Annotated in this window: 2 protein-coding genes; both read right to left on the bottom strand. The window is 74.2% G+C overall.

Annotated elements, in window-relative coordinates:
- Positions 1-23 precede the first annotated feature (23 nt).
- Entirely contained in the window at positions 24-5,495 is a 5,472-nt protein-coding gene (locus CCN72_RS00050) for a type I polyketide synthase (RefSeq protein WP_425276119.1), read from the bottom strand.
- 32 nt (positions 5,496-5,527) lie between these two features.
- The gene (locus tag CCN72_RS00045; RefSeq protein ID WP_086805778.1) at positions 5,528-16,399 is read right to left on the bottom strand and encodes a type I polyketide synthase; all 10,872 of its coding nucleotides are present in this window, start codon (positions 16,397-16,399) and stop codon (positions 5,528-5,530) included.
- Between the last annotated feature and the right edge of the window lie 23 nt (positions 16,400-16,422).

The raw sequence follows: 16,422 nt of genomic DNA, 5'->3' as shown, positions 1-16,422 counted from the left end.
CGGTAGCAGTGCGTGAGAGAGGTTCAGAGAGACCCGAGCTCTTGGTCGATGAGGTCGAACATCTCGTCGTCAGTGGCCGCGTCGATCCGATCGAGGTCGAGATCGCGGTCGGCGCCGGTGCCGGTGTCGGCGGTGTTCGACGCGGTGCCCTGGGTGTCGGTCCACTTCCAGAGCAGCGCCTTCAGACGGGCGGTGACCTTGTCCCGTACCGCGTCCTGCGGGGCGAGCGCCGTAAGCAGCGTCTCCAGCCGGTCCAGTTCGCCGAGCACGGGCGGGATCTCGGCGGCCGACTCCCGTACGAGGTTCTTGTGCAGGAGCCGGGCGACGGCGACGGGGCTCGGGTAGTCGAAGACCAGGGTGGGCTTGAGCCGGAGTCCGGTCGCGGCCTTGAGCCGGTTGCGCAGTTCCACGGCGGTCAGGGAGTCGAAGCCGATGTCCCGGAAGGCGGTGGTGGGTTCGACGCGGGCGGCGGTGGCGTGGCCGAGGGCGGCCGCCGCCTGGTTGCGCACCAGCTCCAGCAGGATCTTCTCCTGGTCGGCCTCCGGCATCCCGGCGAGCCGCCGGGCCAGGGCGGGGGTCCCCGAGTCCGTGGTCTCGCCGGACGCGGCGCCGGCGCTGCCGACGAGACCGCGCAGGACGGCGGGCAGCAGCCCGGTACGGGCCATGGCGCGCAGGCCCGGCACGTCCAGCCGGACCGGCACGATCACCGGCCGGTCCACGGTGAGGGCGGCGTCGAACAGGGCCAGCCCCTCGGACGGGGTGAACGGTACGACTCCGGCGCGCCCCATCCGGTTGCGGTCGGCGTCGGTGATCCGGCCGCCCATGCCGCCGTTGTCCGTCCACAGGCCCCAGGCCAGCGAGGTGCCGGGCAGGCCGGCGGCCCGGCGCCGGAGCGCCAGCCCGTCGAGGAAGGCGTTCGCGGCGGCGTAGCTCGCGGCGCCCGCACTGCCCAGGACCCCGGCCAGGGAGGAGAAGAGCACGAACGCGGAGAGGTCCAGGTCCCGGGTCAGTTCGTGCAGGTTCAGTGCTCCGTCGGCCTTCGGCCGCAGCACGGTGTCCAGGCGCTCCGGGGTCAGGGCGGTGATCACACCGTCGTCCAGGACCGCGGCCGCGTGCACCACGGCCGTGAGCGGGTGCTCGGCCGGGACCGTGGCCAGCAGGGCGGCGAGGGCGTCCCGGTCCGCGATGTCGCAGGCGGCCACGTCGACGTGCGCGCCCAACTCGGACAGTTCGGCCACGAGTTCGCCGATGCCTTCGGCCGCGGGGCCCCGGCGGCCGGCCAGCAGCAGCCTGCGGGCGCCGCGTTCGGCGACGAGATGGCGGGCGAGGGACCGGCCGAGGCCACCGGTCGCGCCGGTGAGCAGCACGGTCCCCTCGGGGTCCCAGGCGGGAGCGGCGGGCTCCTCGGGCGGGGTGATCCGGGCGAGGCGCGGCACGTAGAGCTTTCCGTCGCGCACCGCGGCCTGCGGCTCGTCCAGGGCGGCCAGCGCGGCAACCAGCGCGGGGCCGGTGGTGACATCCGCGACCGGGTCGTCCACATCCACGTCGACGTCCACGAGCAGGATCCGGTCCGGGTGCTCGGTCTGGGCCGATTTCACCAGCCCGGCGACCGCGGCATGCGCCACGTCGGTCTCCGGGCCGTCCAGTTCGACGGCTCCCCGGGTCAGCACCACGAGTCGCGCGTCGGAGAACCGCTCGTCCGCGACCCACTCCCGGACGACGGACAGCACATCCGCGAGCGCCTCACGCGTCGCCGCGGCGAGGTCGCCCCGGCTCGGGGCGCAGGACAGCAGGACGTGCGCGGGTACGGCCGTACCCTCGTCCACGGCCCCGCGGAGCGCGTCGAGGTCGGAGAAGGCGCCCCCGTCGCCGAGGACCGCCCACCCCGCTTCGGGATCGCCTGCGGGGGCGGACGTCGTGGTGTGCTCGACCCACTCGACCCCGAACATCCAGTCCTGGTGCGCCACTCTCGAGGCCAGTACCTGCTGTGCGGACATGGTCCGGGTCCGCACGGAGGCGGCCGAGGCGACGGGAGAGCCGTCGGCGTCGGCCAGCTCGATCGCCACCGTGTCCTCGCCGACGGCCCGGACCCGGACGCGTACGGCACCGGCCCCCGGCGTGTGCACGGACAGACCGCTCCAGGCGTACGGCATGCGCACCTCGCCCGGCTCCCCGGCGTGCGGCAGTCCGAGGGCGGCGGCCAGCAGTGCGGGGTGCAGCGCGTAGCGGCCCGCCCGGCCCTGCTCGGTGGCGGGCAGTACGGCCTCGGCGTACAGCTCCTCGCCCGCACGCCAGGCGGCGCGCAGGTACGGGCGGTCCTCGACGTCCATGGGTTCGGCGCCCGTCGGCGGCCAGAGCAGCAGGTCGAAGTCGTGCGCCGGAGCGTTCCGGGTCAGTTCCCCGGTGGCGTGCCGGACCCATGGCTCGTCGGCGCCGGCCGCGGCGGGCCGGCTGAAGACGCCTACCGGGCGCCGGTCGGGGTCGTCGCCCGTGCCGATCTGCACCTGGATGCGGACGGCGCCCTGTTCCGCCAGGACCAGCGGGGCGTCCAGGTCCAGCTGGTCCAGGTGCGGGAACCCGGCCCGTCGCCCGGCGGACAGCGCGAGGTCCGCGAACGCGGCGGCCGGGAGCACCGGCACCCCGCCGACGGTGTGGTCCGCGATCCAGGGCAGGTCGGCCGGGGACAGCCGGCCGGTGAACAGCAGGTCCGGTGCTCCGGCGGTCTCCACGACCGCGCCGAGCAGGGCGTGGCCCGCCGAGTCCAGTCCCGCCGAGGAGACGTCGGGCGCGGCCGTGCCTTCGAGCCAGTAGCGTTCGCGCTGGAAGGCGTACGTGGGCAGGTCGATCCGCTGGGCGCCGGGGAACAGCGCCCCCCAGTCGGGGGAGACGCCGTGGGCGTGCAGCTGCCCGAGGGCGAGCGTGAGTGCCTGTGGTTCGGGCCGGTCGGTGCGCAGCGCGGGGACGGTGACGATGTCCGCGTCGTCGAGGCAGCCCTGGGCGAGCGCGCTGAGGACGCCACCCGGGCCGACCTCCACGAACGTGGTCACGCCGAGGCCGCCGAGGGTCTTGATGCCGTCGGCGAATCGGACCGCCTCGCGGACATGCCGGACCCAGTATTCGGGGGTGTACGGCTCGGCCAGCCGCCCTGTGAGGTTCGAAACGACGGGAATCCGCGGCTCGTTGAAGGTCAGACCCCTGACGGTTCGGGCGAACTCCTCCAGCATCGGATCCATCAACGGCGAATGGAATGCGTGACTGACCTTCAGCCGGGACGTCTTACGACCCTGTCGGCCGAACTCCTCGGCGATCCTCAGCACCGCGTCCTCGGCACCGGAGACCACGACGGACCGCGGCCCGTTGACCGCCGCGATGCCGACGCCGTCGGTCAGGTGCGGAAGGACTTCGTCCTCGGTGGCCTCTACGGCGACCATCGCACCGCCGCCCGGCAGCGCCTGCATCAGACGGGCACGGGCCGACACCAGCTCGGCCGCGTCCTCAAGGGACAGCACACCCGCCACATGCGCGGCCGCGATCTCCCCGACCGAGTGACCGGCCACGTAGTCCGGCCGCACACCCCACGACTCCAGCAGCCGGAACAGCGCCACCTCGACGGCGAACAGCGCGGGCTGGGTCGAACCCGTCCGGTGCAACTCCTCCGAGTCGACGTCGACCGGCGTGCCCAGGAGCGCGCACACCTCGTCGTAGGCGGCGGCGAACACCGGGTACGCCGCGTACAACTCGCGTCCCATGCCGAGGCGTTGGGAGCCCTGCCCGGAGAACAGGAAGGCGGTCCTGCCCCGGTCGGCGCCGGCCCGGCCGGTCACCACCTGGGGCACGGGCTCGCCCGTCGCGAGGGCGGTCAGTCCCGCGCGCAGCTCTTCGGCGTCGGCGCCGACGACCACGGCCCGGTGTGCCAGCGCCGAGCGGGTGGCCGCCAGCGAGAAGCCCACGTCGGCCGGTGAAGCGGCCGCGAGGTCGGCGCACGACAGCAGTCGTCGTGCCTGCTCCCGCAGCGCCTGTGCGCTCTTCGCGGAGAGCACCCACGGCACCACGGTGGTCCGGGCCCGCGCCGGTTCCTCGGCCGGGGCCTCCCCGTCGGGCTCGGCTGCCGGTTCCTCGGGGGCTTCTTCGAGGATGATGTGCGCGTTGGTGCCGCTGATCCCGAACGAGGAGATCCCGGCCCGGCGGGGGTGGTCGGTCTCCGGCCAGGCGGTCGCCTCGGTCAGCAGCTCGACGGAGCCGGCCGACCAGTCGACCCGCGGGGTGGGCCGGTCCACGTGCAGCGTCTTCGGCAGCACGCCGTGCCGCATCGCCAGCACCATCTTCATCACACCGGCAACCCCGGCCGCGGCCTGCGCGTGTCCGATGTTGGACTTCAACGAGCCGATCAGCAGCGGCCGTTGCCGCCCCTGCCCATAGGTCGCCAGCAGCGCCTGCGCCTCGATCGGGTCGCCGAGGTCGGTGCCCGTGCCGTGCGCCTCCACGGCGTCGATCTCCTCGGCGGACAGCCCGGCGCCGGCCAGCGCTTCGAGGATCACCCGCTGCTGCGAGGGGCCGTTGGGCGCGGTCAGACCGTTGGAGGCGCCGTCCTGGTTGACGGCGGAGCCCCGGACCACCGCGAGCACCCGGTGGCCGAGCCGCCGGGCGTCCCGCAGCCGCTCCACCAGCAGCAGCCCGGCGCCCTCGGACCAGGACGCGCCGTCCGCCGCCGCCGCGAAGGACTTGCAGCGGCCGTCGGGTGCGAGCCCGCGCTGCCGGCTGAACTCGACGAAGGCGGACGGGCCCGCCATGACCGTCACTCCCCCGGCGAGCGCCATCGTGCACTCACCGGCTCGCAGGGCCCGCACGGCGAGGTGCAGGGCGACGAGCGAGGAGGAGCAGGCGGTGTCGACGGTGACCGCGGGGCCCTCGAAACCGAAGGTGTAGGCGATGCGTCCGGAGGCGACGCTGCCGGAGTTGCCGGTGCTCATCAGCCCCTCGACCCCTTCGGGGAGGTCGCCGGGCAGGAAGCCGTAGTCGTGGTACATCAGTCCGGCGAAGACGCCGGTGCGGCTGCCCTTGAGGGTGGCGGGGTCGATGCCCGCGTGTTCAAAGGCCTCCCAGGCGGTCTCCAGCAGCAGCCGCTGCTGGGGGTCCATGGCCAGGGCCTCGCGCGGCGAGATCCCGAAGAAGTCCGCGTCGAAGTCCGCCGCGTCACGCAGGAAGCCGCCCTGCCGGGTGTAGACCTTGCCGGGCCGCTCGGGGTCGGGGTCGTAGAGCCCGTCGACGTCCCAGCCGCGGTCCTCGGGGAACCCCGAGACGGCGTCCGTGCCCTCGGCCAGCAGCCGCCACAACTCCTCGGGGGTGCCGACGCCGCCGGGGAACCGGCAGCTCATGCCCACGATGGCGATGGGCTCCTGATCGCGGGTCTCCAGCTCGCGTACGCGGCGCCGGGCCTGGCGCAGGTCGGTGGTGGCCCGCTTGAGGTAGTCCCGGAGCTTGTCTTCGTTCATCATCGGTGTTGCCCGCCCCTTTTGGCCTGCGCGGTTCAGGAGGTGCCGAGTTCGTCGTCGAGGAGGTCGTACAGCTCCTCGTCGCTGGCCGAGCTGAGGTCGTCGTCGGTCTCGGCTCCGCCGGTGTCTTGGGTTTCGGCCGGCTCGTTCCCGTTCCAGCGGGCGAGCAGGGCCTGGAGACGCATGTTGATCCTGGTCCGGGTGACGTTGTCGAGACCGTCCGCTCCGGCGCCGTCCAGGGCGGCGGCGAGACGGTCCAGCTCGTCGAAGACCGGTGCCGTGCCCGCCGTACCGCCGGGGAGGTCCTTCAGTACCCGCTGGGCGAGCGCCGCGGGTGTCGGATGGTCGAAGACCAGCGTCGCGGGCAGACGCAGGCCGGTGGCCCGGTTCAGCCGGTTGCGCAGCTCCACCGCGGTCAGCGAGTCGAAGCCCAGGTCACCGAAGGCCTGGTCGGGCTGGACGGCCTTGGCCGAGCTGTGTCCGAGGACGGCGGCGGCCTCGGACCGTACGAGGACGAGTACGACATCCGCGCGCTCGCTCTCGGGCAGCCCCGCGATCCGCTGGGCCAGCGGTACGGCGGACGCGCGGTCGGTACGGCGCGGCCGGCCGCCGACGAGTGCCTTGAGCAGCGGCGGCACCGGCGCGGTCGCGTTGCGCAGCGCGGCCAGGTCCAGCCGGGCCGGCACCACCACGGGCTCGTCCAACGCCAGTGCGGCGTCGAGGAGTTCAAGGCCGTCCTCGTCGGCCAGCGGCAGTACGCCGCCACGGGCGAGCCGGCTGCGGTCGGCGCCACCGAGGTCCTCGGTCATGGCACCGGTGCGCTGCCACAGGCCCCACGGCAGGGACAGCGCGGGCAGCCCCTGTCCTCGGCGATACCCGGCGAAGGCGTCCACGTAGGCGTTGGCCGCAGCGTAGTTGGCCTGGCCCGGGGTGCCGAGGGTGCCCGCGAGGGAGGAGAAGACCACGAACGCCGAGACGTCGCCGGTCAGTTCGTGCAGGTTGAGCACGGCGTCGACCTTGGGGCGCAGCACCGTGTCCAGGCGCTCGGGGGTGAGCGCGGGGAGCACGCCGTCGTCGAGGACACCGGCCGTGTGCACCACGGCCGTCACCGGTGTGCCGGACAGTGCCTCGGCGAGGGCGTCCCGGTCGGCCACGTCGCAGGCGGCCCAGCGCACTTCGGCACCGGCCGCGGTCAGTTCCGCGTGGAGTTCCGCCGCGCCCTCGGCGGCCGACCCGCGCCGGCTCATCAGCAGCAGACGGCGCACGCCGTGCTCGGCGACCAGGTGCCGGGCGACGAGTCCGCCCAGGGCGCCGGACGCGCCGGTCAGCAGGACGGGCCCGGGCCCGAAGTCCACGGTGGCCGACGGGGCTTCGGCTGCGGTCCTGGTGAGCCGGGGCAGCAGGAGGGTGTCGCCGCGCAGCGCGGCCTGCGGCTCCTCGAAGGCGAGCAGCCGGGGGACGACGGTCGCCGCGATCCGCTCCACGTCGGTGCTCCCGTCGCCGTCGTCCGCGCTCTCCACCTCCGGGTGCGCGTCGGCGTCGATGAGGACGATGCGGTCGGGGTTCTCGGACTGTGCCGAGCGGATCAGGCCCCACACGGCGGCCTGCACCGGGTCGGCCGTCGCCGGGCCACCCGCGTCCGGGTCGGCTCCCGCTTCCGGCCCGTCTCCCGTTCCCGGTCCGTCCCCGGTGGCGACCGCGCCCCTGGTCACCAGCACCAGTCGGGCCACCCGGTCCTCGGACAGCCACCACTGCACCAGCCCGAGCACCTTGCGCAGGACGTCCCGGACGCGTTCGGCCTCGGTGCCCGACCCGACGGGGCAGGGTACGACCACGGCGTCCGCGTACGCCCGTACCCCGGTCTCCGTCGCGGGGGCGGCGAGGAGGGCGGAGATGTCGTCGTAGGCCCGTACGACGGTGGTGTGCCCGTCGGCCTGCGCGGTGAGCGGTGCCCACTCCACGGTGAACAGGGAGTCCCGGGCGTTCGTGCGCAGTTGCTCGGCCGACACCGGGCGCAGCGTGAGCGACTCCACCGAGACGACGGGCCGTCCCGTGCCGTCGGCGGCCTCCAGTCGTACGGTGTCGCCGCCGGCCGGGGAGAGCCGCACCCGCAGGGCGGCCGCTCCGGTGCCGTGCAGGGTGACGCGGGACCATGCGAAGGGCAGCAGGGGCCCGTCGGCGGCCGGTACCAGGCCGCCGGCGCCCAGCGCGTGCAGCGCCGAGTCGAGCAGGGCCGGGTGCAGGCCGAACGTGTCCGTGCGCGCCTCGTCGGTGACGGCGAGTTCGGCGTAGACCGCGTCATGGCCGCGCCAGGCGGCACGCAGCCCCTGGAAGACCGGGCCGTAGCTCAGGCCGAGGTCCGCCAGCCGGTCGTAGAAGCCGTCCAGGTCCACCGGCCGGGCGTCCGCCGGGGGCCAGCTGCGCAGGTCGGTGCCGGACGGGGTGGCGCCCGTGGTGAGGACCCCGGTGGCGTTGCGGACCCAGGATCCGGCACCGGCGCGCGAGTGCACGCCCAGCGGGCGGCGGCCGGAGTCGTCCTGGGCGCCCACCAGCACCTGGAGCGCGACGCCGCCCTCCTCGGGCAGGATCAGCGGTGCGTGCAGGGTGAGTTCCTCCACCAGGTCGCAGCCGGTCTCGGCGGCGGCGTGGGCGGCCAGTTCCACGAAGGCCGTGCCCGGCAGCAGGACCGTACCGAGCACCGCGTGATCGGCCAGCCAGGGCTGGGCCCGCAGGGACAGCATCCCGGTGAGCAGATGGCCGCCGGCGTCCGGCAGTTCCACCGCCGCGCCCAGGAACGGGTGGTCGGTCGCGTCAAGCCCGGCCGCCCGTACGTCACCGGCCGGGGCGCCCGCCTCCAGCCAGTACCGCTCGTGCTGGAACGCGTAGGTCGGCAGGTCGGTGCGGCGCGCGCCCGGCAGGACGGCGTCCCAGTCGATGCGCACGCCGTGCGTGTGCGCCTGGGCCAGGGAGAGCATCAGCCGGTCGCGTCCGCCGTCGCGGCGGCGCAGCGTGGGTACGACCGCGGCGTCGGCCTCGGCGGCCTCGATGGCGTCCTGGATACCGGCCAACTGGACCGGGTGCGGGCTGACTTCGACGAAGACGTCGTACCCGTCGGCGAGCGCGGCCCGGATCGCGTCGTGGAAGCGGACCGTCCGGCGCATGTTGCGGTACCAGTAGCCGGAATCCAGCTGATCCGTGTCCAGTTTCCCGCCCGTCACCGTGGAGTAGAAGGGCACGGCGCCGGGGAGCGGGCTGACACCGGCGAACCCCTCGGCGGCCTGGGCCTGGACGCGTTCGATCTGCGGTGAGTGCGCGGCGTAGTCGACGGCGACGCGGCGGGCCTGGACGCCCTCCCGCTGGCAGTGCGCGAGGAGTTCGTCCAGGGCGTCGGTGTCACCGGAGACCACGGCGGTGGCGGGGCCGTTCACGGCGGCGATGCCGAGCCGGCCGTCCCAGCGGGCGACCAGTTCGCGCACCTCCTCGTCCGGGAGCGGCACCGAGGCCATGGCGCCGAGCCCCTGGAGTTCGCGTACCGCGAGGCTGCGCCGCACCACGACGCGGGCCCCGTCCTCCAGGGAGAGGGCACCGGCGATCACCGCCGCGGAGACCTCGCCCTGGGAGTGCCCGACGACCGCGTCGGGGGTCACTCCGAAGGAGCGCCACACCTCGGCGAGGGCGACGGTCATCGCCCACAGCACAGGTTGCAGCACGTCGACCCGGTCCTGTTCGACCTCGGACGTGCCGCGCAGCACCGCGGTCAGGGACCAGTCGACGTGCGGTGCCAGCGCGCGTTCGCAGGCGTCGACGCGGTCGCGGAAGACGGGGTTGGTCTCCAGCAGTTCGGCGGCCATGCCCACCCATTGCGAGCCCTGCCCGGGGAAGACGAAGACGGTCCTGCCGCCGCGTGCGCTGCCGGTCACCGCGCCGGGCGGGGTGACGCCGGCCGCGACACCGGCCAGTTGCCGTCGAAGCTCCTGGAGGGTCTGCCCGACGACCACGGCGCGGTGTTCGAAGGCCGCCCTGGTCGTGGCCAGCGAGTGCGCCACGTCGGTCAGGAGCGCCGCCTCGCCGTCGTTGCCGTTGCTGCCGTCGCTGGCGTCACTGAGGTCGCTCTCGTCCAGGAAGGACGCGAGGCGGGCGGCCTGAGCGCGCAGTGCCGCCTCGGTCCTGCCGGACAGCACCCACGGCACGGCCGCGCCGGACCCGGACGCCGGTCCGTCGGCCGTGCGGGCCCGCTCGGCTTCGGTCGCGGGGGCCTGCTCGATGATGGTGTGCGCGTTGGTGCCGCTGACGCCGAAGGAGGACACGGCGGCCCGGCGGGGGCGGTCCGTCTCCGGCCAGTTAACGGCCTCGGTCAGCAGCCGTACCTCGCCCGCCGACCAGTCCACGTGCGGCGTCGGCTCGTCCACGTGCAGGGTCCGCGGGAGCACGCCGTGCCGCATCGCCATGACCATCTTGATCACTCCGGCGACACCCGCGGCGGCCTGTGTGTGTCCGATGTTGGACTTCAGCGAGCCCAGCCACAGCGGCTGCCCCTCGGGCCGCTCCCGCCCATAGGTGGCGAGGAGTGCCTGCGCCTCGATCGGGTCGCCGAGCTTCGTCCCCGTACCGTGCGCCTCCACGGCGTCCACATCGGCCGGGGCGAGCCCGGCGGACGCCAGCGCCTGCCGGATCACCCGCTGCTGCGAGGGCCCGTTCGGCGCCGTCAGACCGTTGGACGCACCGTCCTGGTTGACGGCGCTGCCCCGGACGACGGCCAGCACGCGGTGCCCGTGGCGTTCGGCGTCGGACAACCGCTCCACGAGGAGCATGCCGACGCCCTCGCCCCAGCCCGTGCCGTCGGCGCCGGCGGCGAACGCCTTGCACCGGCCGTCCGGGGCCAGTCCGCGCTGGCGGCTGAACTCCACGAAGACGGTCGGGCTCGCCATGACGGTGACACCGCCGGCCAGCGCCATCGTGCACTCGCCGCTCCGCAGGGCCTGGACGGCGAGGTGCAGGGCGACCAGGGACGACGAGCAGGCCGTGTCGACAGTGACGGCGGGGCCCTCCAGGCCGAAGGTGTAGGAGACACGTCCGGAGGCGACGCTGCCGGAGCCGCCGGTGGTGAGCAAACCCTCGACGCCTTCGGGCAGTTCGCGCGGGCCTTGCCCGTAGTCGTGGTACATCAGGCCGGTGAAGACGCCGGTACGGCTGCCCCGCATCGCCGCCGGGTCGATCCCGGCGCCTTCGAACGCCTCCCAGGACGCCTCCAGGAGCAGCCGCTGCTGGGGGTCCATGGCCAGCGCCTCGCGCGGCGAGATCCCGAAGAACCCGGCGTCGAACTCGGCCGCCTCGTGCAGGAATCCGCCGTCGCGCGCATAGGTCTTGCCGAGGCGCTCCGGGTCGGGGTCGTACAGCCCCTCGATGTCCCAGCCCCGGTCCTCTGGGAACCGGGAGATGCCGTCGCGCCCGGCGGCCACCAGCCGCCACAGGTCCTCCGGGGAGCGCACGCCGCCCGGGAGGCGGCAGCTCATGCCGACGATGGCGACCGGCTCGTCGGCGTCGGCCACGGTCCGCCGGGCCGTGGGCCGGGCCGTGGCGGCGGGGGCCTCGTCGAGGAGTTCGCCGCCGATGTGCCGGGCGAGGGCGGTGGGGGTGGGGTGGTCGAAGACAAGGGTGGCGGGCAGCCGCAGGCCGGTGGCGCCGGTGAGGCGGTTGCGCAGTTCGACGGCGGTCAGCGAGTCGAAGCCGAGGTCCTGGAAGGCGTGTGTGGGCTGGACGGCCCGGGGCGAGGAGTGCCCGAGCACGGCGGCGACCTCGCCGCGGACCAGTTCGAGCAGCGCCTCCGCGCGCTCGTCGCCGGTCAGCCCGGCGAGTCGGTCGGCCAGGGATCCGGTGGTCGCGCGCTGGGCCGTGCCGCGTACGGAGTTACGGACGAGCCCGCGCAGCGGGGCCGGTACGGTCTGCGCCGGGCGGTCGCGCAGGGCGGCGGTGTCGAGACGGACCGGCACGAGCAGGGGCTCGTCGGCGGCGAGCGCCGCGTCGAACAGCCGTAGGCCGTCCTCGGTGGTGAGCGCCAGGACTCCGGAGCGTGCCATCCGCGACCTGCCCGCCGCGTCCAGGGTGTCGGCCATGGCACCCTCCTGCTCCCACAGGCCCCAGGCGAGGGAGACGGTGGGGCGGCCCTGGGCGCTGCGGTGCCGGGCGAAGGCGTCGAGGAAGGCGTTGGCGGCGGCGTAGTTGCCCTGGCCGGGGTTGCCGAAGACGCCCGCGGCGGAGGAGAACATCACGAACGTCGTGCGGTCGTCGGTGAGTTCGTCCAGGTGGAGCACGGCGTCGGCCTTGGGCGCGAGGACGGCGCGCACGCGCTCCGGGGTGAGTGCGGCGATCACGCCGTCGTCGAGGACTCCGGCGGTGTGGACGACGGAGTCGACCGGGTGGGTGGCCAGCAGCCGGGCGACGGCGGCGCGGTCGGCGAGGTCGCAGGCGGCCCAGGTCGCTTCGGCGCCGAGCGCCACGAGTTCGGCCGCCAGGTCCGCGGCGCCCGGCGCGTCCGCGCCCCGTCGGCTGACGAGCAGCAGCCGCCGTACGCCGTGTCCGGTCACCAGGTGCCGGGCGAGGGTGCCGCCCAGCGCTCCGGAGGCGCCGGTGAGGAGCACGGTGCCGAGGCCGGTGGGGGCGGCGGCGGTGTCGTCCGTGTCGTCCGTCCTGCCCGTGCTCCCGGTGGCCGCGTCCTTCGTCGTTCGAGCGGCGGCGGCACGTACCAGGCGCGGTACGCCCGCTTCCCCGTTGCGGACGACGACATGGGGCTCGCCGGACCGTACGACGCCGGGCACGAGCGCGGCCGCCTCGTCCGGGCGGTCGGTTTCGAGGAGCACGATACGGCCGGGGTTCTCCGCCTGGGCCGAGCGGACCAGTCCGCCCGCGGCGGCGTGCGCGAGGTCGTCGCAGCGCGCAACCAGGACAAGGCGCGCCGTACGGTCCTCCGCCAGCCAGCGCTGGACCAGTCCCAGCACCTCGGTGGTGACCGCGCGGACCCGCTCGGCCCCGCTCTCCCCTTCCGGCCCGTCGGGGCACGGCACCACGACCACGTCCGGCTGTGCCGGCCCGTCGGCCTCGGCCAGTGCGTCGAGGTCCGGGACGTACGCGACGACGGTCCCGTCCGCGCCCTCGGCGGCCAGGCTCAACGGCGTCCGCTCGACGGTGAACAGCGCGTCACCCGAGCGCTTGCGAAGCTGCTCGGCCGACACGGGACGGAGCGTCAGCGACTCGACGGACACCACCGGCTGACCGGCGCCGTCGGCCACCGTCAGGGACACCGCGTCCGTACCGGCCGCCGCCAGCCTCACTCGTACGGTGGACGCGCCCGTGGCGTGCACGGACACCCCGGACCAGGCGAACGGCAGGAGCGGTCCGTCGGCTTCGGGGACCAGCCCGCCCACGCCGATCGCATGCAGCGCCGCGTCGAGCAGCGCCGGGTGCAGCAGGAAGGACCCGGTGTCCGTGCCGTCGGGGAGGGCGACCTCGACGAAGACTTCGTCACCCGTGCGCCAGGCACTCCGCAGTCCCCGGAACGCGGGCCCGTACGCCAGGCCGAGGTCGGCCAACCGGTCGTAGAAACCGTCGAGTTCGATCGGTTCGCAGCCCGCGGGCGGCCATGCGGTGAGCGCCCGACCGGCAGCCTTCTCCTCCTTGCCGCCCGTCTCGCCGCCCGTCTCGCCGCCCGCCTCGGCGCTCCGTTCGGTGACGAAGCCGGTCGCGTGGCGGACCCACGGCAGGTCGGTGTCGTCCTCGGGGCGCGCGTGCACGGTCAGCGGCCTGCGGCCCGAGCCGTCGGCCGCGCCGACCCATACCTGCACCGCGACGCCGCCGTGCTCGGGCACCACGAGGGGCGCTTCGAGGGTGAGGTCCTCCAGCAGGTCGCAGCCTGCTTCGTCGGCGGCGCGCACGGCCAGTTCCACGAACGCGGTACCGGGCAGCAGCACGGTCCCGAGCACGGCGTGGTCGCCCAGCCAGGGATGCGTCCGCAGGGACAGCCGACCGGTCAGCAGTCGCTCGTCACCGCCGGCCAGGGAGACGGCGGCGGCCAGCAGCGGGTGGTCGGCCGAGCCGAGACCGGCGGCGCGGACGTCGCCGCGAGCGGCCGGTGCGGTGTCGAGCCAGTAGCGCTCGTACTGGAAGGCGTAGGTGGGCAGGTCCACCCGGCGGGCGCCCGGGAAGAAGGCGTACCAGTCCGGCGAGACGCCGTGTACGTGCAGTTCGGCCACGGCGGCGAGGAGCGCGGCCCGCTCGGGGCGGTCGGCGCGCAGGGCGGGCACGGTGACCACGTCGTCGTCCAGGCAGCCCTGGGCGAGAGCGCTGAGCACCCCGCCCGGGCCGATCTCCACGAACGTGGTCACACCCAGGTCGGCGAGCGTCTTCACGCCATCCGCGAACCGCACCGCCTCCCGCACATGGCGAACCCAGTACTCGGGGGTGTACGGCTCGGCCAGCCGCCCGGTGAGGTTGGAGACCACCGGAATCCTCGGCTTCGCGAAACCCAACTCGCTTACTACCTCGGCGAATTGCTCCAGCATCGGGTCCATCGACGGCGAGTGGAAGGCGTGGCTGACCTTCAGCCGGGACGTCTTACGGCCTTGCTCCCGGAAGACCTCACCGATCGCGACCGCCGCGTCCTCGACGCCCGAAACCACCACCGACTGCGGGCCGTTGATCGCCGCGATGCCCACGCCATCGGTCAGGTAGGGCAGCACCTCGTCCTCGGTGGCCTGTACGGCGACCATCGCGCCGCCACCCGGCAGCGCCTGCATCAGACGCGCACGCGCCGACACCAGCTTGGCCGCGTCCTCAAGGGACAGCACACCCGCAACATGAGCAGCCGCGATCTCACCCACCGAATGCCCGGCCACGTAATCCGGCCGCACACCCCACGATTCGAGAAGCCGGAACAACGCCACCTCGACCGCGAACAACGCAGGCTGCGTCGAACCCGTCTGGTCCAACTCCTCCGAATCCACGTCCACGGGCGCGTCCAGAACCACACACACCTCGTCGTAAGCGGCGGCGAACACAGGGAACGTGTCATACAACTCGCGCCCCATGCCGAGGCGTTGCGAGCCCTGGCCGGAGAAGAGGAACCCGACGCGTCCGCCGGTGCCGGAGAGGCCGCGGGTGACGCCCGGGGCCGGGGCACCGGATGCCACGGCGCGCAGTCCTGCGGCGAGTTCGTCCGGCGTCTCGCCCTGGACCACCGCGCGGTGGTCCAGGGCCGTGCGCGTCGTGGCGAGCGAGAACGCGACGTCGTACAGGGGGACTTCGGCGTCCGTACGGGACAACAGCCGTTCGGCCTGGGCGCGCAGGGCCTCCTCGGTCCTGCCCGAGATCACCCACGGCACCGGTCCGCCCTCGGCCGGGCGCGCGGCCTCCCGGGCGACGGCCTCGGTGCTCTCCCCGCCTTCCCCCGAGGCGACGGCCTCCGCGCTCTCCGCGCCTTCCTCCGGCGCGTCGTCCGGGTCCTCGGTGTCCGGCGCGAACGCCTCGGCGGACGGGGCCTCTTCGATGATCGTGTGCGCGTTGGTGCCGCTGATCCCGAAGGAGGAGATGCCGGCCCGGCGCGGCTGGTCGGACGCGGGCCAGGGCGTGTTCTCGGTGAGCAGCCGTACGGCGCCCGCCGACCAGTCGACGTGCGGGGAGGGGGCGTCGATGTGCAGCGTGCGCGGAAGTTCGCCGTGGCGCAGGGCCATGACCATCTTGATGATGCCCGCGACACCGGCCGCGGCCTGGGTGTGCCCGATGTTGGACTTGATGGAGCCCAGCATCAGCGGCTTGTCGTCGGGGCGGCCCTGTCCGTAGGTGGCGAGGAGCGCCTGTGCCTCGATCGGGTCGCCGAGCCGGGTGCCCGTGCCGTGTGCCTCGACCGCGTCGACCTGTGCGGTGCTCAGCCGGGCGGCTGCCAGGGCCTGGCGGATCACCCGTTGCTGGGAGGGGCCGTTGGGGGCGGTCAGGCCGTTGGATGCGCCGTCCTGGTTGACGGCGGAGCCCCGGACGACGGCGAGGATCTCGTGTCCGTTGCGCCGGGCGTCGGAGAGGCGTTCCACCAGAAGCAGGCCGGCGCCCTCGCCCCAGCCGGTGCCGTCGGCGCCGGCAGCGAACGCCTTGCAGCGGCCGTCGGGCGCCAGTCCGCGCTGGCGGCTGAAGCCGACGAAGGTGGCGGGGCCGACCATCGCGGTGACACCGCCCGCGACGGCCAGCGAGCACTCGCCGTTGCGCAGCGACTGGACGGCCAGGTGCAGGGCGACCAGGGACGAGGAGCAGGCCGTGTCGACCGTGACCGCCGGGCCTTCAAGTCCGAAGGTGTACGAGAGCCGCCCGGAGGCGACACTGCCCGAGGTCCCCGTGCCCAGGTAACCTTCCAGGTCCTCCGGGGAGTTCTGGAGGGCGGCCAGGAACTCGTGGTTCATCACACCGGTGAACACACCGGTCCTGCTCCCCGCGAGCGAGGCGGCGTCGATGCCGGCCCGCTCGAAGAGTTCCCACGACGTCTCCAGCAGCAGCCGCTGCTGGGGATCCATGGCGAGGGCCTCGCGTGGCGAGATCCCGAAGAGACCGGCGTCGAACCGCGCGAGGTCGCTCAGGAACGCGCCCTCGCGGGCGTAACTGGTCCCGCGGGCCTCCGGATCCGGGTCGTAGAGCGCGTCCAGGTCCCAGCCTCGGTCGGCCGGGAACCCCGCGACGGCGTCGCGGCCACCCGACACCAGCTCCCACAGGTCCTCGGGTGAGTCGACGCCTCCCGGATAGCGGCAGCTCATACCGATGATGGCCACCGGCTCCCCGGCGGCGTCCTCGTAGTCACGAAGGCGCCGCCGGGTCTCCTGGAGGTCCGCGGTGACTCGCTTCAGGAAATAGCGGAGCTTGTCCTCGTTCGCCACCGAAATCGTCCCTCACCCCTGCG

It is taken from the genome of Streptomyces murinus, from assembly GCF_002154555.1.
GTDB classification, from domain to species: domain Bacteria; phylum Actinomycetota; class Actinomycetes; order Streptomycetales; family Streptomycetaceae; genus Streptomyces; species Streptomyces murinus.
The sequence above is the reverse complement of the archived record's forward strand: the minus strand, read 5'-3'. Positions and strand labels throughout refer to the sequence as shown.